19 protein-coding genes and 1 tRNA gene are annotated in these 19,308 nt (G+C 59.5%); 16 read left to right on the top strand and 4 right to left on the bottom strand.

Features of this window, described 5'->3' with window-relative positions:
- The 3 genes from G6N51_RS09475 to G6N51_RS09465 are packed head-to-tail and all read left to right on the top strand — an operon-like array spanning position 1 to position 3,795.
- On the top strand, positions 1-1,518 hold the full coding sequence (locus G6N51_RS09475; protein ID WP_083175082.1) for a TldD/PmbA family protein: 1,518 nt from the start codon (positions 1-3) through the stop codon (positions 1,516-1,518).
- Positions 1,515-2,888 carry a metallopeptidase TldD-related protein gene (locus G6N51_RS09470; RefSeq protein ID WP_083175079.1) on the top strand — a complete coding sequence of 458 codons (1,374 nt, stop codon included), beginning with the start codon at positions 1,515-1,517 and terminating at the stop codon, positions 2,886-2,888. Before G6N51_RS09475 ends, G6N51_RS09470 begins: the two co-directional genes overlap by 4 nt.
- A 40-nt stretch (positions 2,889-2,928) precedes the next feature.
- A complete protein-coding gene (locus G6N51_RS09465; RefSeq protein ID WP_083175076.1) occupies positions 2,929-3,795 on the top strand; it encodes a carboxymuconolactone decarboxylase family protein in 867 nt (288 codons plus the stop codon).
- Here G6N51_RS09465 and G6N51_RS09460 read toward each other — a convergent pair.
- The gene (locus G6N51_RS09460; RefSeq protein WP_158086259.1) at positions 3,788-3,955 is read right to left on the bottom strand and encodes a hypothetical protein; all 168 of its coding nucleotides are present in this window, start codon (positions 3,953-3,955) and stop codon (positions 3,788-3,790) included. The genes G6N51_RS09465 and G6N51_RS09460 overlap by 8 nt on opposite strands.
- A 241-nt stretch (positions 3,956-4,196) precedes the next feature.
- On the opposite strand from G6N51_RS09460, the gene G6N51_RS09455 reads away from it, so the two are divergent.
- Entirely contained in the window at positions 4,197-4,619 is a 423-nt protein-coding gene (locus tag G6N51_RS09455) for a hypothetical protein (protein WP_232078304.1), read from the top strand.
- A 285-nt stretch (positions 4,620-4,904) separates the two neighbouring features.
- Positions 4,905-5,324, top strand: a complete 420-nt coding sequence (locus G6N51_RS09450) for a hypothetical protein (protein ID WP_083175070.1) — start codon at positions 4,905-4,907, stop codon at positions 5,322-5,324.
- Between the two features lie 45 nt (positions 5,325-5,369).
- Here G6N51_RS09450 and G6N51_RS09445 read toward each other — a convergent pair whose 3' ends face one another.
- The gene (locus G6N51_RS09445; RefSeq protein ID WP_083175118.1) at positions 5,370-6,623 is read right to left on the bottom strand and encodes an MgtC/SapB family protein; all 1,254 of its coding nucleotides are present in this window, start codon (positions 6,621-6,623) and stop codon (positions 5,370-5,372) included.
- Between the two features lie 311 nt (positions 6,624-6,934).
- Here G6N51_RS09445 and G6N51_RS09440 point away from each other — a divergent pair.
- Both G6N51_RS09440 and G6N51_RS09435 read left to right on the top strand, forming a co-directional pair.
- A tRNA-Ile gene (locus G6N51_RS09440) sits at positions 6,935-7,008 on the top strand.
- Positions 7,009-7,246: 238 nt separating this feature from the next.
- Positions 7,247-8,371 carry a GTP pyrophosphokinase gene (locus tag G6N51_RS09435; RefSeq protein ID WP_158086258.1) on the top strand — a complete coding sequence of 375 codons (1,125 nt, stop codon included), beginning with the start codon at positions 7,247-7,249 and terminating at the stop codon, positions 8,369-8,371.
- Positions 8,372-8,702: 331 nt separating this feature from the next.
- On the opposite strand, the gene G6N51_RS09430 is transcribed toward G6N51_RS09435, so the two are convergent.
- Positions 8,703-9,866 (bottom strand): hypothetical protein, encoded by a 1,164-nt coding sequence (locus G6N51_RS09430; RefSeq protein WP_083175116.1) that lies wholly within the window; start codon positions 9,864-9,866, stop codon positions 8,703-8,705.
- A gap of 299 nt (positions 9,867-10,165) precedes the next feature.
- Here G6N51_RS09430 and G6N51_RS09425 point away from each other — a divergent pair, with 299 nt between their 5' ends.
- From G6N51_RS09425 to G6N51_RS09385, 9 genes are all read left to right on the top strand, one after another.
- A complete protein-coding gene (locus G6N51_RS09425) occupies positions 10,166-10,381 on the top strand; it encodes a hypothetical protein (RefSeq protein WP_142275204.1) in 216 nt (71 codons plus the stop codon).
- Positions 10,382-10,475: 94 nt separating this feature from the next.
- A complete protein-coding gene (locus G6N51_RS09420) occupies positions 10,476-11,078 on the top strand; it encodes a hypothetical protein (RefSeq protein ID WP_142275203.1) in 603 nt (200 codons plus the stop codon).
- Positions 11,078-11,983 (top strand): bifunctional DNA primase/polymerase, encoded by a 906-nt coding sequence (locus tag G6N51_RS09415; protein ID WP_083175065.1) that lies wholly within the window; start codon positions 11,078-11,080, stop codon positions 11,981-11,983. The genes G6N51_RS09420 and G6N51_RS09415 overlap by 1 nt, the downstream gene beginning before the upstream one ends.
- A 151-nt stretch (positions 11,984-12,134) precedes the next feature.
- Positions 12,135-13,478 carry an AAA family ATPase gene (locus G6N51_RS09410; protein WP_083175062.1) on the top strand — a complete coding sequence of 448 codons (1,344 nt, stop codon included), beginning with the start codon at positions 12,135-12,137 and terminating at the stop codon, positions 13,476-13,478.
- A 478-nt stretch (positions 13,479-13,956) separates the two neighbouring features.
- Positions 13,957-14,940, top strand: a complete 984-nt coding sequence (locus G6N51_RS09405) for an HGGxSTG domain-containing protein (protein ID WP_142275202.1) — start codon at positions 13,957-13,959, stop codon at positions 14,938-14,940.
- Positions 14,937-15,698 carry a recombinase family protein gene (locus tag G6N51_RS09400; protein ID WP_083175059.1) on the top strand — a complete coding sequence of 254 codons (762 nt, stop codon included), beginning with the start codon at positions 14,937-14,939 and terminating at the stop codon, positions 15,696-15,698. Before G6N51_RS09405 ends, G6N51_RS09400 begins: the two co-directional genes overlap by 4 nt.
- Complete coding sequence (locus G6N51_RS09395; protein WP_083175056.1) at positions 15,695-15,892, top strand: hypothetical protein; 198 nt, start codon at positions 15,695-15,697, stop codon at positions 15,890-15,892. Before G6N51_RS09400 ends, G6N51_RS09395 begins: the two co-directional genes overlap by 4 nt.
- Entirely contained in the window at positions 15,892-17,217 is a 1,326-nt protein-coding gene (locus G6N51_RS09390; RefSeq protein ID WP_083175053.1) for a tyrosine-type recombinase/integrase, read from the top strand. The genes G6N51_RS09395 and G6N51_RS09390 overlap by 1 nt, the downstream gene beginning before the upstream one ends.
- Before the next feature lie 6 nt (positions 17,218-17,223).
- Entirely contained in the window at positions 17,224-17,820 is a 597-nt protein-coding gene (locus G6N51_RS09385; RefSeq protein WP_083175050.1) for a uracil-DNA glycosylase family protein, read from the top strand.
- A gap of 90 nt (positions 17,821-17,910) precedes the next feature.
- Here the strand turns inward: G6N51_RS09385 and G6N51_RS09380 are convergent, their stop codons facing one another.
- A complete protein-coding gene (locus G6N51_RS09380) occupies positions 17,911-19,134 on the bottom strand; it encodes a hypothetical protein (RefSeq protein WP_142275201.1) in 1,224 nt (407 codons plus the stop codon).
- Positions 19,135-19,308: the final 174 nt, after the last annotated feature.

The following is a 19,308-nucleotide window of genomic DNA, read 5'->3' as shown; positions in this document are numbered from 1 at the left end:
GTGACACCGAACCGGGGGATCGATGCCGACTTCTTGAACCTGCCGCGGCATGAGCTGGCCGACGCCGCGCTGTCGTCGGCCACCGCGGCCGGCGCCAACTACGCCGACCTGCGGGTTCACCGCATCATGACCGAGATCATCCAGCTGCGTGACGGCGCGCTGGAGACGGCGGTCGTCAATCGCGAGGTCGGCTTGGCGGTGCGGGTGATCGTCGATGGCACGTGGGGGTTCGCCTCACACGCCGAGCTGGCGCCGTCGGTCGCCGCCGAGACCGCGCGTCGCGCCGTGCAGGTGGCCACCACCCTGGCGATGCTGAACAGCGAGCGCGTGGAGTTGGCGCCCGAACCGGTGTACGCCGACGCCACCTGGGTTTCCGATTACCGCATCGACCCGTTCAGCGTCCCGGCGGCCGACAAGATCGGTGTGCTCGAGGAGTATTCCGGTCGGCTGCTCAGCACCGACGGCGTCGACCACGTGTCGGCCGTGCTCACCGCGGTCAAAGAGCAGACGTTCTACGCCGACACCTTCGGGTCGTCGATCACCCAGCAGCGGGTCCGGGTGCAGCCGTCGCTGGAAGCGGTGACCGTCGACCCGGCGGCGGGCAGCTTCGACTCGATGCGCACGCTGGCGCCGCCGATGGGACGCGGCTGGGAGGTGCTGGCCGGCGACGAGGTCTGGAACTGGACCGACGAGCTGGCGCAACTGCCGTCGCTGCTGGCCGAAAAGGTCAAGGCGCCCAGCGTGACCGCGGGACCCAAGGACTTGGTGATCGATCCCACCAACCTGTGGCTGACGATTCACGAATCCATCGGTCACGCAACCGAATACGACCGCGCCATCGGCTACGAGGCCGCCTACGCGGGAACGTCATTCGCCACACCGGACAAGCTCGGTACCATGCGTTACGGCTCTCCGGTGATGAATGTGACGGCCGACCGCACCGTCGAACACGGGTTGGCCACCATAGGTTTCGACGACGAGGGAGTCGCGGCGCAACGCTGGGATCTGGTGCGCGACGGGATATTCGTCGGCTACCAGCTCGACCGGGTGTTCGCGCCCCGTCTCGGGCAGCCTCGCTCCAACGGGTGCTCGTATGCCGACTCGCCGCATCACGTACCCATTCAGCGGATGGCCAACGTGTCGCTGCAGCCCGCCCGCGACGAGGTCAGCACCGCCGACCTGATCGCACGCGTGCGGGACGGCATCTACATCGTCGGTGACAAGTCGTGGTCAATCGACATGCAGCGCTATAACTTCCAGTTCACCGGTCAGCGGTTCTTCCGCATCCGCGACGGTCGGCTGGACGGTCAGTTGCGCGATGTCGCCTACCAGGCCACCACGACGGACTTCTGGAACTCGATGGAAGCCGTGGGCGGCCCGTCGACGTGGCGGTTGGGCGGCGCATTCAACTGCGGCAAGGCCCAGCCCGGCCAGGTCGCCCCTGTCAGCCACGGCTGTCCGTCGGCGTTGTTCCGCGGCGTCAACGTGCTCAACACGGTCAGCGAGGGCGGCCGGTGATCACTCCGCAGCACGTCGTCAACCTCGTCCTGGAGGAGGCCGCCAAGCTCGGCGGCGCCAGCGAGACCATGGTGCTCGTCACCGACAAGGTCGAGGCGACGTTGCGATGGGCCGGCAATTCGATGACCACCAACGGGGTTGCGGTCAACCGCAGCATCACGGTGATCTCGGTTGTCCGCCAAGGGGCCAGCGCACGCATCGGGACCATGGTCTCCGCCGAGGTGGATCCGCGAGCGATCCCGGAGCTGGTGGCGGCATCCCAGGACGCGGCCCGCGCGGCGCCGGAGGCCGGTGACGCCGCGCCACTGCTGGCCGACACCGGGATGCCCGTCGACTGGAACGCGCCCGTGCCCGGCACGGGACCCCTGGTGTTCGCCGACGTCGCGGAATCCTTGAGCCGTGGCTTTCGCGGCACTGATCGGCTGTACGGCTTTGCGCACCACAGCGTTTCGACGACGTTCCTGGCGTCGTCGACGGGAGTGCGCCGACGCTACACCCAGCCGGCCGGGGCGGTGGAGATCAACGGCAAACGCGGCGACGCGAGCGCCTGGGCGGGCATCGGCACGCCCGACTTCGTCGACGTGCCAATGGATTCGCTGCTCGAGGAGCTGGCGATGCGGCTCGGCTGGGCCGAGCGCAGCGTGGAACTGCCCGCGGGACGCTACGAAACGATCATGCCGCCGTCCACGGTCGCCGACATGATGCTCTACCTGGCCTGGTCGATGGCCGGTCGCGGCGCGCAGGAGGGCCGCACCGCCTTCTCGGCCCCCGGTGGCGGCACGCGCGTGGGGGAGCGGCTCACCGAACTGCCGCTGACATTGTTCTCCGACCCGATGGCGCCGGGCCTGGCGTGCACGCCGTTCGTCGCGGTGAGCAGCTCGTCGGAGACGATGTCGGTGTTCGACAATGGCATGGAGATCGGTCAGGTGGACTGGATCCGCAACGGGGTGGTCAACGCGCTGGCGTACCCCCGGGCGACGGCCGCCAAATTCGATGCGGAGGTCGCGGTCGCGGCCGACAACCTGGTGATGACCGGCGGGTCGGCCGAGCTGGCCGACATGATCGCGGCCACCGAGCGCGGCCTGCTGCTGACCACGCTGTGGTACATCCGCGAGGTCGACCCCACCACGCTGTTGCTCACCGGATTGACCCGCGACGGTGTCTACCTGATCGAAGACGGCGAGGTGACCGCCGCGGTCAACAACTTCCGCTTCAACGAGAGTCCGCTGGACCTGCTGAGGCGGGCCAGCGAGGCCGGGGTGAGTGAGAAGACCCTGCCTCGGGAGTGGGCGGATTGGGCCACCCGCGCGGCCATGCCGTCGCTGCGGATACCGGACTTCCATATGTCGTCGGTGAGTCAGGCGCAATAGGCGATTGCCGCTGGGCCGGCCGCGTTCTAGCGTGTGACGAATGGCGGCTCCGGTTTCGGTTCGGGAAGATCAGCTGACGCGCTTGGTGGCCCTGTCTCCGGGTGCTCCGGCGGACGCGCGCATCGCGGCCCTGGTTCGGCGGGTTTGCGCCGAGACACTGTCGCTGCCGGCGCTGCCCAGTCCCGTCGAGGTCGGCGCACCGGAATCGGAGGTCGAAGTCGTCGTCGCCGATTTCGCCGAGCAGTTCAGCGCCGACGTCTCCGCGATCACCGCCGAGCAGCGGTCGCGGCTGGTTAAGCGCCTGGGCGACAGCGCCTTTGGCGTGGTGGTCCAGATGTATATCGCCGACTTCATTCCTCGGGCGCGCGCGGGCCTGGAAGCGCTCGGTGTCGGCTCGGAATACTTGGGCTGGGTGGACGGCGGCGTGGCGTGGGATCACTCCACAAACCCGGCGAATCTGGTGTTCAACGAGTTTTTGCCCGCGGTGGCCCGGATGCGCGCGCTCGACCCCGTCACCTCCGAGCTGGTCCGGCTGCGCGGGGCGGCTCAGCACAACTGCCGCCTGTGCAAGTCGCTGCGCGAAGGCACCGCGCTCGATGCCGGCGGTTCGGAGACGCTGTACGACGAAATCGGCCGCTTCGAGGCATCCCGTTTGCTCGATGACCGCGTTAAAGCAGCGCTGCGCTACACCGATGCGTTAATTTGGACGCCTGCGCACCTCGCCGTCGACGATGCCGCCGAGGTGCGCTCCCGGTTCTCGGTTCCCGAAGCCGTCGAGCTCACCTTTGACATCATGCGGAATGCAAGCAACAAGGTTGCCGTCGCGCTGGGCGCCGATGCGCCACGCGTTGATCAGGGTACCGAGCGATATCTGCTCGGCGCCGACGGCCAGACCGTATTCAGCTGACGATCGCCCGTGCCGGGGTTGACTCGCCGGCCATCCGCTGCTGGGCGCTCAGCCGCTGGTCAAGCGAACGTCGGAGCGTGGCGACGATCGCCGTCGCGGCGGGCCCGGCAGGCATCGGCCAACACTTTCCGGCCGGATCGAAGTAGGAAATGTTAACCATCCGTACACCGTCACGCAAACGAAAGTTGGCCCCTCGGGCCGCTGGTACTGGCTAAATTCATATCTCGACACCGAAACTGATACGTGGCGGTGATCTCAGCTGGCAGCGCCGCCTGAATTGACGACCAACGACCGCGCGACTTGTTAGCCGTGGCCAGAATCCCTGTCTCGGCTAGTTGGTTGCCACCAGAACGTGGCTCGCGTCGGAGAGCGAACCGCTCCCACGCAGAGGAGGACCGGACATGACAACTACCCGTTCGCGCTCGCGCATGCGAGTGTCATCGGTCTGGGCCGCCGGCGTCGCGCTGGGGGTCTCGATGCTCGGCGGCGCCGTGCTGTCAGCGCCGCAGGCTTCGGCGAATTGCACTCTGAGCGCGAAAGACGACCAGTACATCCAGCTGCTCGCGCAGAACAAGATGGTGCACAACGCCGATTTCAGCGATTGCACCGAGGCCGCCGAGGGGCGTTGGTTCGCCGACCAGGTACGGAACCACCCCAATCCGTTCGGGGAGGCCCAGGAGCTGGTCAACATGATCACCAACACCACGTCGATGTCCCAGGCCCAGGCCGAGTGGGAGGTCGAATCGGCGATCTACGTTTATGCGCCAGAGATGATTCCCAAGATCAAGGATCAGGCCGCGCATTTCAACTGGCCGACCGAGTAGCCAGCGGCTACTCTGCGTATCTGCCAGCTAACCCACGAGTACAGCAATGCGTCCTAACTTATCGGCGATTAACGCGCGCCGCCTGATTGCCATCAGGCGGCAGCCATTGATCGCAAGAGTGTCACGCACGGTTCGAATATCGAACGTGCATGGGGGTTTTGGCTAACCGCTGTTCATTCATTGTTTGCCGAACCCGTCGTTTGCTGTGCCTGCGGTCGGTGGTACCCGACAAGCAGCGCGAAAGGAAAAGTGGCAAATCACCATAGGGGGTATGGAGAAGTGACGATGACACGCTCGCGCGCGCAAGTGCTAGCGGTTGGGGCCGCGGGTGTCGCGCTGGGCGCCGCGATGTTCGGTGGTGCCGTCCTGTCGGCGCCGCACGCATCGGCGTCGTGCAACATGAGCCCGGCCGACGATCAGTACATCAAGCTGCTGGCGCAGAACAAGATGGTTCACAACGCCGATTTCAACGACTGCAGCGAGGCAGCCGAGGGGCGGTGGTTCGCCAGCCAGGTACGGGCCAACCCGAATCCGTTTGGGGAGGCCCAGGAGTTGATCAACATGATCACCAGGACCACGCCGATGAATCAGAAGCAGGCCGAGTGGGAGGTCGAGTCGGCGATCTATGTTTATGCGCCCGACTTGATCCCCAGGCTCAAGGATCAAGCCGCGCGGCAGGTTCCGGGGCAGCCCGCGCCGGTCTGATGCCCTTCCGGACCGCCGACTTCCCCCGGGGTAGCCGGTCCGGGCTCATACCGCGGTCACGGCCGCGGTCAACGCGACGCCAAATACCAGGGCCGCCGCCGCCGTGGCGGCGAGAAATGCAAGCCCGAAGCGGCGGCCGCCCGCGGTGAAGGCCAGCACCGTCTTGACGAGCAGGTTGGAGCCGAGCGCGGCGGCGATGGCGACCAGGGATGTGTCGACGGTGACGTCACCCTTGGCCGCCAGGCTGGCGGCGGCAACCGCGCCGGCATGGGCGTCGGCCAGGCCGGCGGCGAACGTGGCAAGCACCAGCCCCCGCGGGCCAAGGACGTCGGCGCCCCACCGCCCGACGAGCAGGGCGAAGGTCAGCACCGCGGCCAGGATGAGGGCGGGCCGCAAGGTGAAAGGCCGGGTTTCCTTCGTCGTTTCGGCGGCGTCGCCCTGGCCAGCCTTCGGCTGGGCCCGGGTACCGCCCCGGTACACGAACGCGGCGACACCGACGAGGACCAGCGCCGCGGCGACCACTGGAGGCCATAGGCGGCGCAACACGTCGACGTCGACGAGCCCGACCACGACGAGCAGCTGCATGAAGGTGGCGAGGTTGGCCAGCAGGGCGCTGGCCAACGGCGCCCGCAAGCTCGGGGCCGTCCGGCCGAGCCGGCCCATCGACGCGGTTGTCGCGGTGGCCGAGACGAACCCGCCGGCCAAACCGGTGACCAGGACGCCCCGTTCGGGCCCGAGCGCGCGAACGCCGATATAGCCGACCCAGCCGATACCGGTTAGCAGCACCACCAGCAGCCACACCTTCGCCGGATTGAGCACGCCAAAGGGTCCGAGCGGCCGATCCGGCAGCAGCGGCAGAATCACGAACGCCACGACGAAAAACTTGATGGCGTCCTCTAATTCGACGTCGCTGACAAGCTCGCGGGCGAAACGATGGATGCGGGTCTTCGACACCAGCAGCCCTGCCACGACCACGGCGACCGCCACGGCAACCGTCGGGCGGGTGTACGCGACCGCACCGAGCAAGTAGGCGACCAGCGCAGCGAACAGTGTGGTGGTTCCCGGGTCATCGGTGCTGGTGCGAAAGTAGGCGAGCCCCAACAGCGCCCCGACACCCACGAGACCACCCAGCACGGCCCATTCGTTGAAGCTCGCGGCGATGGCCCCGACCAGTGACAGAAGCGCGAACGAACGCGATCCGGCGGGGAGCCTGCGGCTGTGACTGCGTTCGCGCTCCAGCCCGAGCAGTAACCCGATGGCCAGCGCCACCAGAAACGGCTGGATCTGCTGCCAGCTCACCACGACTCCTATTCGGCAGACCAACAACAGACCATGGTCGGCGTGCGCACGCTGTCGTCAGCCGACCGCACACACGGTCAAAGCTGCTCGTCCTCGTTACCCGTCGACAACTTAGCCCGCACGCCGCCGCATCGCTCGCGATCAGAGCGGGCGCTAACCTCGGAGTCGTGCAAAACGCTTCTGGGACACACGACAGCGGCGAGAGCTTCGATCGCTGTGGCCGCCCGCTCGGCAAGGCCATCGGAAGCGCTGCGGTATGCCGGAGCGCATTCCGTTACGGTGGAGAACGTATCCGCAGCTAGTTAGTAAAAGGGGCGGTAGCTCAGTTGGTTAGAGCCGCGGACTCATAATCCGTTGGTCGCGGGTTCGAGCCCCGCCCGCCCCACACATAAATGTGCAGTTCAGAATGGCTTTTTCGTTCTGCTAGATGCCGCTTCATAGGCCGCAAGCGGGTTTCGCGGGCAGCAATCTGGCAGCAGTCCACTGGCACAACGCTTGATACAAGGGCGGTTCGGCAAACCCCACACGGTGTTCCTGGCGCTGAACAGCGGATAACCTAGGGAGGAGCGCGCGTCTCGCACTAGCCCACTTGAATTAGACGGTAGCGGAACGAGGTGATGTCGATGTCTGAGGGTCCGACATCGCATTCCGCCGTACCTGTCGACGTGCCGGAAGGACCGGCTCCGTTCGACTTCGAAGCTCACCAAGCGGAAGCAGAGGACAGATACCGTCGAATCCGCGGGACCTACCAAGATTTCGCTGGCACAGTTGAAGACATCCTTGTTCGATCTCTAAAGCACGCCGAGGTGCTTGTTCATTCGATTGAGTCCAGGGCCAAAGAAATCGACAGCTTTGGTAAGAAGGCCGCGTCTCCCGATCCCGAGGACCCCGAAAGGCCGAAATACCCAAATCCGCTTCGCGACATAACCGATCTCGCTGCGGCCCGTGTTATAACGTTCTTCTTGCTGTCGCTGAAAGATGTCGACGACATAATAAAGAACGAGTTTGAGATTATCGAGCGGAATGATCGCGGAGGCGAAATAAGCGGTGAGGCGCGTTTAGGATACCAGAGTATCCATTATCTGGTTAAGTTGAAAGAGAACCGACTTGCATTGCCTGAGTATGCGCGGTTTCGGGGTTTGGTAGCCGAGCTTCAAGTTCGCACGATACTGCAGCATGCATGGGCAGAGATTGAGCATGAGATTCAGTACAAAGCGGTCGATGTTCTGCCGAAGGAAATTAGTCGTAGGTTCTTAGCGCTGGCCGGCATGCTTGAGATCGGTGACCGCGAATTCCAAGCGCTTGCTGATGCGCATCAAGAGCTGCAGGAGGACGCTCGCAAACGCATCGCTGCCGGGGATCTAGATAACCTCGAACTTACTTCTGACAGCCTGCAGGCATTGCTGGATAAAAAGTACGGCGAAGACGGCCGAATGAGAGAGTGGAGTTACAGTTTCGCAACGCGGCTCCTCCAACGATTGGGGTTCACCAACATTAAACAAGTGGACCACGCCCTATCTGGCTACAATGACGACCAGATCAGCAGAATAATCCACGGGTCGCGCATGGGGCAATTAACCCGATTCGAAGACGTCTTGCTGGCAAGCATGGGTCAAAACTTCATTGAAAACCACAGGTGGTCCGGCGCCGAAAACAATTGGTTTGAGAACATGTGTGCTAAGAAGCTTGAACGACTGACTGCAGCCGGGATCACAATAGGTGACTATGACCCGCGAATGGACACATAGATCGATCTCACGCCACGAATGAACCGCCCGATGAACCAAAACGGCCTGATTGGATGCCTGTCCGATTCAAATGCCGCGATTGGATCAAATGCACATGTGCACTTGCATCATGCATCTGGCAGGCCCACGTGAGCCGGTCAACGGTTTCGACCTACACCAATGATGGGTTCCGACTGCGGTGTCTTGCCACGGTAGGCCGTTGGATCGTCGTAGCCAACGGGTAAGCCAAAATCGGTTGAATCATCGTCGCGTGCGAGGATTTCGGCAGAACCGATTGGCGGCAAGTCATAACCGACGCCCGTTCGATAGCCGGAGTCTCTAGCCATCATGGCTACTTCGGGATCTCGGGGACTTCGTAGTCGCCAGCGGCCTTCACTTGCATCACTGCGGCCTGGCCGCGCCGACGAACACCAACGCCGAAACTGCGCGAAAGAAAGCTTTCGGTGATCGGATAGGCAGGAACAGGGCCAGGGATGACCCGCAAGCCACGGTAGACGGGTTGGACGTGCTCGCGAAAGCCAATCGCGTTGTTCGGCGAATTCTTTCCGTACGTGCTCACCACAGCGGCGTATTTGGCTGGCACATAGTCAGTTTCGATCACCCAAAGCGGACCATACGATCCTGAGACTTTAAGCCCGTTAAACTCCGCCGGGGCAACTTTTCCCACGATGTTTTCAGGCGTCAACCAAGCGGGACTCCCGGCAGAAGGGATGAAATCATGGTGCGCGATTTGGTTGTTCTGGTTCTCGACACCTGCTTTGAAAGTGCTGATGACCTCGCCCTCTTCAGGATTGCACAGGAGGATCAACTGAGCGCCAGGCTCATTGAACCCATGTTCGGTAACCGTTTTCAGCAATGTTTCGATATCACCAGAGTCAACCACGGCACCCTCTGAGACAAGGTAGTGGTTGTGCGGAGCGGTGAACGATTTGCCCAAATAGTCTGGCGGAACGTAATTGTCGCCGTTGTAGAGCGGGTAGACCGTATGGTTCCACTCGTTCACGTCGGGCGTATTAGAAAATAGGGCTTGCAGCAACGTTCCGTTGACCAAACGGTTGTCTGCCTCTAGACCGTAATTGAACTGTGCGCGAATCTGTTCGGCAGTGGCGGCCCGCATGAACTTCCAGCTAGAACGAATCGCACGGTCGTAATCTTCAAATGAATAGCCGAGCAAGAGATGCTCGGTTGGCGCCCGCAGCGACTCAGGTTCGCCCCACTCCGTAGCAACTTCAAATGAGTCAGATGAACTGGACTGCGGAATTGCGTCAGCGGTGTTAGCCGTCGAAAACGCCAAAAGTGCAGTGATGGAACTTCTTTCAGCGTTCCAAGCCGTGATCGCTTCAGAGACTTGCCGCCAAATCACATTCAAATCCACACCATCGCCTGACACCGAGACAAGGGCGTCTGCCTCTGTTGAAGCGCCACCTTCAAAACCGAAGGGTAACGGGTAGGGCCAAAGATCATCCTTGGCGTATGCGCTAGCAATCGTGGCCATTTTGAACACCTTTCGCGAAAGTTATGCAAACAAGCCGTTGCCCCCTGCGGAATCCGGTGGTAGGAAACCGAATTCGCAGGTGAACGGCGGCTCTCTCCACTCTCGCGGCACCGGCCTAAGAGGATACTCACCGGGCCGCATTACGCCCGTGCTCCTAGCGCCATTGTCGTCCAGGGCAGACCAGGGCGTCAAGGGACATGCCAGCCCAACACCATTGTGCGCCAGTGCAATTCGAGGTAGGCTAGGTCAATCAGGGCGGATCGGCCCGAATTTCCCAGTCTGCGACCGGAATTGAATGTATGTCCATTCCATCTTTGGAAATTGAATCTCCGCAGCGCCGTTTGACGCTGTCGGAAGCAACGGAGTATTGCCAAAAGGCGTATCCGCATATCACAAAACACACCCTGCGATACCACGCCTACAAAAAGGGAACGTTGCGCAAGTTGGTGCGCGACCACAAGGTCTATTTTGAGGTCCGCTGGCTTGATGAATGGTTGGAATCGGGTTCAGTATGACCAATCCTCGTATCGATGATTCGTCAGATGAACTGGACGACAACGCAATTGACGACAACGCAATTGACGACCCAGCATTGAATTGGGAGGAATAATGGTATGGTTTCCCGACCCTGCATCATTCGACCGCAATACATTTGACCCTGAGACACATGATCCGTTTTCCGGTTATAGCAAGTACCGCGAGATCCACCAGAGGATCAACGCCGCCCACCGCGAAAACCAGTTGACCGGTCGCAGTAATCAACCTCTGGTGGTTGATTGGACAGACATTGACGTGATGACCAAAGACATTGTGCACAACGGCATTCAGCAAACGCGCGATAAAAACGAGCGCAAGCTCGCAGCAAGCACGGTTGAATGCCACTTAGACTGGGGTGAACGAGTCGATGGTCCGTGCATTTTGGTAGGTTTTGACACACGCGTGGCGTTCCCACTATCAGAACTCAATGACGTTGTGAATAGGTACTTTTCGGACCAACGCGTTGATTGCGATGTAGAGGTCAGCTATGGCTGCCAACAACACAACGCGAATCATCTACTCAGTGTAGGTTTTGGTGATTACTTGTGCCTGTACAAAGTCTGCGGTAGGTGCCGTGATTGGTTTGATGACCCGAACCCCTATGACATGAAACTTGATTGGCCACTCAATAATCCGCTTGACGATAGCCACCCGGCAACATTTGGCGGTTGGTAATGCTCTGTATTCCCGACGTTAATGGGCTAACCCCTGCCCAAGCCGCCCCTGCCTATGCGGCTGCGGGTTGGTACATCGCGCCAACCAAACCAACGGATTACCGCAACCCCGGTTCATATCTGGGCAAAGGTTGGCCGCGCTGGACAACACGCGATCTTGCCAAGATCGGACGATTTTGGGCCAAACACCCTAACGCTGGAATCGCGTTGCACATGGGCCGCTCGGGTGCGATCGCTGCTGATCTGGACGTCGATATTTTGACCGATGACCTAAAACCGCTGGATGAAGGCGCCATACAGCTAAGCCGACTTGGTGGTTCGGTGCGCGGGCACCGTGTCTTTGCGACCAGCGAGAAATTTGTCTCTGGCAAGCTGCGTAACCAAAACGGCCAGGTGGTCGGCGATGTCCGTTCCGGCAATACGGTCATCATCGCCGCGCCGACATCGCACACCAAGGACGGCCAATACCGTTGGCTGACGACAGGACCCGTCCCAAATCTCACGAATGAAGCTAGAGCGTTCCTCACGCTGAGCCAAGAGGCAGGGGCCGTGGGGATGAGCTTGACTGCAGTGCTCGAAACGTGGTCCGACAACCAACGGCCCCACAAACTAGAGGCCATGGTGATGCTGCACAAAAAGTTGCTGCGTAACCAGTCGCCGCACGACGCCATGCGTGAAGCTCTCAAGGTCGGTTTTTGCGAAGCACGGATCGGCTACGTGCCGGCGGCCAAAGTAGTTGCCACACTGCGCCAGCGATGGGATCGATCCCCGGCTGAGTTTTCTAGGCTATGCGTATGGGCCGCAGACATCGCCCAGGCAACAGATTTGGACCTCTTGAAGCTGCGCAGTGACCGCGCCAAAGGCTCTGACTCACGGCGATATTCGACAAAGCTGGCCCTACCGTGAGCAGACCTCATAACGTCACCGTGACGGTTCAAAGCTTCATCGAGGAACACGCTCGCGAATAGAGAGAACGAAACCCCCGGCTGGGCAGACCGGGGGCACTCGCCAGGGTTAAGGCCGGATCAGGCCGTCATAACCTCAAAGGGATACGACAATGCTAGCTCCAAACCCGCAGGCTCGCAACGGCATTGCGCTGACGCAGGTCGAGCCGAATGTCTGGGCCATCAACGGAAACGGCGATTCTGACGACTACGCATGGCTTGACTGTCCAGATGGCGAATTGACTGAGTCCAACGGCGACCTAGACAAGCTAGTCGCCAGAAGGCTCTTAGAGCGGCAGGCGAATCAGGTTGTCAAGAACGTTGAAGCTCAAAAGCTCCTGGCCACAGCAGAAGACAAGCTCTTTGATGGCCTGACGTTCTTGGAGTCTAGACAGGTGGGCGAACCAATCTGGGGCAAAGGGACCGTGGTGCCCTGGCCAAAGGAGCAGGGCTTCATGCTCTTTGGTAGCGACGGGACTGGCAAGTCGACCCTTATGCAACAGATTGCGTTGGCCCGCAGTGGTCTACTTGATAGCGACGTCCTCGGGTTTCCTGTGACACCAGATGATCGTGTGACCATCTATCTAGCGATGGACCGCCCTGCACAGATTCAAGAATCGGTCTTGCGCATGGTTGATACCAGCGATCCGGCCGCACGCGAGTTGTTGAAGCTTCGGCTGCGATTTTGGCGCGGTTCGGTTCCGTTTCAATGCGATGATGACCCGCGGCTGTTCGCCCAATGGTGTCTAGATCTCGGCGGAGACGATGTCGGCCTGGTCGTTGTAGACAGCGTCAAGGACATGGTGTCCAATCCCAATGATAATGACGCCGGGGCGGCGTTTAACGAAGCCATGCAACACATCATCGAACAGGGCGTAGAGTTTGGGTGTTGTCACCACAACCGCAAGGCCACGCAGCAAAACGCCAAACCTCGCCAGTTGGCCGACGTTTTCGGTTCGCGGTTTCTCACAGCCGGTATGGGGTCAGTCTGCAATATCTGGGCTAGTGACATCTCTGATTCGCTACGTGAACTAACCCAGCTCAAAGCGCCGTATGGCAACCCATTTCGGCCGATCGAATACCGCGATGACTCTTTAAGCGGGACCAGCAAGTCGGCACCAAACTGGCGTGATGTCACGGTCGGTGCGTTGGTGAACGCTGGTCTTGGCGGTCAAACGGATGCCGAACTTGTATGGGCGGCGTTCAAAACGCAGCCCAAAGACGCCGCCTACGAGGCAAACAGGCAAAAGATCAACCGCCAACTCAACAAGTGGATCAAAGAGGGCAGCCCGTATGAACGCATCGAGGGGCGCCGTGGTGGAAACCCCTGCAAGATATGGCGAATCGTGCCATCTGGTGAAGATGTCGCCAAAGACGCAGCCAAACGCAAGAAACAGGAGGCCGTCCAAGAACTTGCCAGTATTGAAGCTAAGATCGTCGCGCTAGACGGTGATTGATGGACGGTTCAATTCGCTCGTACGCGGGCTTGTACGCGGGGTCTCGTACGCGGGCTTGTACGGGCTTGTACGCTCGGGCGTCCGGCGCGATATCTGCGCTGGTCAGGAGCTTGTACGCAGCTCGTACGGGCTTGTACGCGGTACTTGTACGCGCCCCACTTACTAAGGGGCGTACAAACGTACAAGGCCGATCGAAGACGAATCGTCACAGTGCAAGACAGCAAGGTTGAATGAAGGCTTACCGATGCAGTGAATAACTCAGTGGCGCAACCGAGTCCATACGTATCGGTGTTAACGGTTGTGGCGGCCAACGAACCGGGTGGCGTTCTGGTGAGTATTAAATGCCCGTATTGCCGAGGAATACACAGACACAGGTTCGATGATCGGCGACGGTCACTAGAACGCACCGCACACTGTTCGACTGATACTGAGGTTCGACGTTATCGGATTCAATTGGAAGGGCAGGGAAATGACTAGGTTGACAGACGCGCAGAAGGCATCACGAAAGCGGGCGAGAGCACTGGCCGATTTGAAGGCAACGCTAGAAGATGACGAGTTGAATGAAGATGTATTGAAATCGTTTGGATTGACCGACAGTGAAATTGCTCAAATATTAGGCGCCAACGCTATTGATGTCGAGGTTGTTTCGGTTGAGGAGTCGAGCGGAGATCGGTTGCCTGTCGTGGTGCATGCGACGACCTATCAAAGCAGTGAACCTATCGAGCCACAACGAGACTGGCCGTATGGTCCTGTGCCAGAACGACGGTGCAAAGCACACAAGAAGACTGGTGAGCAGTGTAAGAACGCTGCTATCACCGGCAGCACCGTTTGCCGCTTCCACGGTGGAGCTGCAAAACATGTCAAGATGGCCGCACGTGCTCGTTTAGAGAACGCCGCCGATAGGATGGCAAAACACCTGCTGGGATTGGCAACTGACGCGCAGAGCGAGAACGTTCAGTTGGCTGCCACGAATAGCGCGTTAGATCGCGCGGGTTTGAAGGCACCGGAAACCGTTGTGCTGTCTGCGGGTCAGCAATCAGGCTTTGAGGAAATCTTCGATGACATCGCAACCGGCACAAGAGCCGAATCGCGTCGCGCGAGAGGCATCGAAGATTCGGACCCGAATGTGAGTGAGCCACAATCCAACTACACACCCGCACCTGCCTCTCCCAACAGCGGTGTTGAGTACCGGCAGCCGAATTACGGTGATTACCAGCAGGATTCATATTCACAGAATGAATACGGCATTCAATCTGACAAAACGCCGCATGGCGGCCCAGCGCCAACGGTGGGCGACGATGGCCCTATCCCTAGGCCATCACACCAGCAACGCCGCGAACGCCCGCCAGGGGCCAAATGGGGGCCGATAGTTGTGGGCGATGATGCCATTGTGCTGGCCAATGCGACCAACGCGGCTATCGGTGCACTGCGCGAGCTACCGCCAGGGCGGTCAAGTCGGTGACCTGCGAGTATGCCGAATACGTACACGTCAGGGCCTCTCCCGTGTACGCTAAACGAACGAATAGCGTACGCCCAGGCAAGTGGTTGGAGGTCATTTTGACTGCGCCAGGTATCCGCGAGGGCAATAGAGCCGTTGCGTATCTAAGAGTGAGCACAGATGAGCAGAGCGTTGGGCTTGAAGCACAAAGGGCCGCAATCGATTCCATAGCCAAGCAACGCGGCTTAGAGATTGTGGGCGAATTCGTGGACGAGAACGTGAGCGGGTCACTTGAAATCATCGACAGGCCAGCGCTACTCAAGGCCCTGGTGATGTTGAGCGACAAGGAAGCTGACCGATTGGTTGTCAGCAAGTTGGACCGGCTAGCTCGCAACACCATCGTTGCTCTGCAGCTTGACAGGACCGCTGAAAAGCATGGGTGGGCAATCATCTTCGGCGATATTGACATCGATACGTCCACGGCAGCGGGCAAGCTTCAATTGTCCATGTTCGCCAGCTTCTCTCAGTTTGAACGTGACCGAATCGCCGAGCGCACGCGAGAGGCGCTGGCTATCAAACGGTCTCAAGGTGTGGCGCTTGGCCGGCCGGTTGAGCTGCCGCAAAACGTGATTGCACGCATTGTTTCAGAGCGAAAACAGGGCAAGTCAATTCGCGGTATCGCTCGCGATCTGACCGCAGACGGCGTGCCTACGGCTCGTGGCGGTAAAGCGTGGCAGCCCAGCACTGTTCAACGGGTTCTAGAGTCGAAGGGATCGAAGTGACTGGAACAGAAGCCTCGTTAATCGCCCTGTTCTGGCTGACTCTGGCCCTGGTCACCGGCTTGATTGCCAACAACAAAGGTCACACATTTTGGGGCTACTTCTTAGTCACGCTGTTTGTTCTAGGGCCGTTGGGGTTGCTGATGGCTTTGTTGATGGCGCGCAAGCCAGACGAGCAATCGAAAGGGTCGAAGTAATGGCCTACATACGGGAGTTGCCCAACGGGCGCTACAAGGTCTGCTGGCGCGAGAACGCGCGCGATGACTACGGAGCGCCGATCGTCGGCAAGTACGTCCAACGTGCCGAGACGTGCGCCGACTACAAGGCCGCAGAACGCCGAAAGGTGGCGATTGAAACCGCTGCTGAGATCGGCCAGTCTCCAAGTGAAGCCCGTGTAGCCGCTACCAGAACACTTGGCGCATATGCTCGCGATTATTTCGGATCATTGCGCGGCATCATTTCGAACCGCACCCTAGACGGCTACATCGGGTTGTACCGGGTGCATATTCAAGATGACTTAGGCAGTCGGCCTGTTGGATCGATCCGTGTTGCTGACGTCAAACGACTACGTGCGGAGCTTCTGAGCACCAACGCTATAGGTCGCAAGTATCAACGCAACCCGAAAACTGCTGCTCAGGTGCTAGGTGTCCTGCGCCGCATCCTGGATACAGCCGTTGAAAACGGTGCTATAGCCGCTAACCCCGCTGCTATCGTGAAAGCTCGCGGCTCTAGCGCCAAGCTTCACCCCACCCGCCCCTGCGATAGCCAAGCGGACGAACCGGGGCGCTTTGTTGCTAGGCCGCTTTCTGGTGAGCAGATCGCACAAGCAGCCGATTGGATCACTCGCGTTCAATGTTCGCCGGTCTACGCGCTGGCGGTAGTCTTCGCGGCCTATACCGGCGTGCGCGCTGCTGAGCTTGCAGGACTGCAAGTGGGCGATTTGACGCTATCAATGCACCCTGGCACGGCTGGCGCGGTTCGTGTCGAGCGCACCAAAAGCAAGCGGGCGGGTGCATGGATCACTGACACGCCAAAGTCTGCCAAGTCCGTTCGTACAGTGCCGTTGGATGGCTGGCTAGCAGATGACCTGCGCACCTACCTAGCTGATACCCACCCGAATGCAGCTGACCCAAAAGCTCCACTGTTTCCTGGCCGTCATTCGATGCGCGCCGCGTTGGCTGCTGGCGTGGATACTCGCGACAAGGCGGCACGGTATGACTACTCGCAGCCGATCGATTGCTCCAACGTCTATAAGCGGTATTTAGCACCTGCCCTGCAATCTCTGAAATTACCGGCTTCGCGTTGGCACGACCTGCGGCACAGCTTTGCAGTGATGAGCTTGTCGAACGGTGAGCACTACATGCAGGTGTCGAAATGGTTGGGTCACAGCACTTTTACCCTGACGTTGGACGTGTATGGCGATTACATTTCTAGCTCTGAAGGTGGCAAAGCCGCGCCGTTGGCCCGTCCGGTCGCCAAAGCCGCTGAAAACAAGGTTGTCCCGCTTCAACGCAACGGCTAAGCAGCGATGAACAAACACCAGCGCCGTAGAGAGCTTGCCATAACCATTGAGCAGTGCCACAAGTGCGATGGCATGAACGAACCGGGTGTGACTGAAGCCGCGCCGGGTTTCGGGTCTATTCGTTCGCCGGTGGTGATCGTGGGTCAAAGCTTGTGCGAGAAGTGCATGGACACCAAAGTTCCGTTTACTGGCGGCAGTGGCCGTCTGATTGATGCGAGCCTACAACTCGCTGGTTTAGACAAGCCTGATGTGTTCATCACCAACGTGGTTCACTGTCACCCGTCGAAGAATCACGAATCGCTACCCATATGGATCGACAACTGCAAAGGTTACCTGTTCTCTGAAATAGATATTGTCGAGCCAAGACTTGTGATCGGCTTAGGCAAGGACGCAAGAACTACCTTGCTTTCGCACTACGGTGACACCGAGCCGCTGTTGTGGCAGCCGTTTTCAGCTCCTAAGACAAGAGGACTGCATTTTCTTTTTATGCCGCACCCGTCATGGATTAGAAGACAGCACAATGATTCTCTTGAGCAACAGTATGTATATGGTTTGGCGAGTGCGTTACGTTGGAGCTTCGGGAAAAGTGTCTTCATGGGCTAACTTGTTCAATCCGGTTGCAGCCAACCGATCGGTCTAGCAGTCCAACGTTATGTTGCTAAATCGGCAGTAGTGTGACGCATTCCTAAAGAATCACTGTTCACTCGAAACACCCCATAGTACTCGCCTTAAGATCGCTTTCGTCCGCTCGCTCTTAGGTTCGTCCTTGGCCATTAATCGCTCTATTTGGCGCTTGAGTTGCTTCTGGCCCTCGGGTGTTTGCAGTAATCCAAGCCACTCAACGTTAGTCGGTTCCCGCTCGATACTTTCGTATTTTGGCGCCGTTTGCGCGCGTGGCCAGTACATCCGCTCAACAAGACCGATGTAGCGTTGCAGATCCAAAATGAACAGTTGGGCCGCATCCCGCTTGATGTGGTAAGCGCTGGAGCGATCAGGCGTAAAGATATTACCCGTGTCCAGCAGGTATTGCCCCAGGGCAGTAGGGTCCATCCTGCTATAGGTCGCTAACGTATCGAGCGCGTTTCTCATAGTGTCGACATTGAGCGAAGTATTTGGCGTGTAGCGTCGTATTTCTACCGAGTCTAGAAGCTCTTGCAGTGGATTGCCTTGGCGGCTCATCCACTTTCGCAGTCCCGAATCGGGCGTCTTATCGAACCATTCGAGACCTTGTTCCAGGCGTTGCAGGCGAACGTATTGGTCTAGCACGCGCCAAGATCCCGTTATTTGTGCCCACTCGTCTTCCGTCTGGAAGTTGAACGTATTGGTGACTGCGTTAACTGCGGTTCTGAAGTACCCTTCGATGCGTTTCAAATGTTCGACTTGATTGTCTAGATTGACGGCGTTTTTATGCTCCGGGTTTCCTGCTGCCTCGCGTGCATGCGCAATACACTGGTCTATAGCGGCAGAAGCCTCGTCATACCGCTTTTTGATATCGCGTGCTTGCTCGACAATGATTTCGTATCTTTCGAAAGTGGCAAAAGCTTTAACTAGGTCGCGGAATGAATCCCATGCTAGCGTCGACAATCTATTGACTCGCTCAAGCACGGTTCGCTCTTCGCGTTCGATCGTGAAGCTCGCCAGTAGGACCGCGGCAACTGGGGCGCCGATCAGAAAGCCGGTGAGTCCCGCTGCGATGTTTGGTATATATGAAAGGCTATGCCACCATTTGGAACTACTTAAATCCTCAGCCACTAAACATCCGAGCAGAACCCAGCCCGCGAAAAACATGATAGTCAGCGTCCACTTGCTAACTCTGCCAAAGCTATTAAATGTCTTAACCGCGCCGGTAGCTTTGATGTAAGCGACGATGCCTCGCCGTGCTTGCTCCGCCCCTACTTGAGAAGCCGTCACGTCCACGGCGCTTAATCGTAGCGTTCAGCACGGTCTTGCCGGTTTAGCGGCACGCATCCTTTGAGTCGGTTTCAGCCCCGACGGTATTCGCCAGGGCTAAACGAATCAGCAAACGCGCTGATCGGCGGCAACTGGCAGCACCGGAGCAGCACCCGGCAGCAACGCCGCAGGTGGGCGCTC

Origin of the sequence: Mycobacterium paraseoulense (genome assembly GCF_010731655.1) — a bacterium.
GTDB lineage: Bacteria > Actinomycetota > Actinomycetes > Mycobacteriales > Mycobacteriaceae > Mycobacterium > Mycobacterium paraseoulense.
This window is presented reverse-complemented; position numbering and strand designations above follow the sequence as displayed.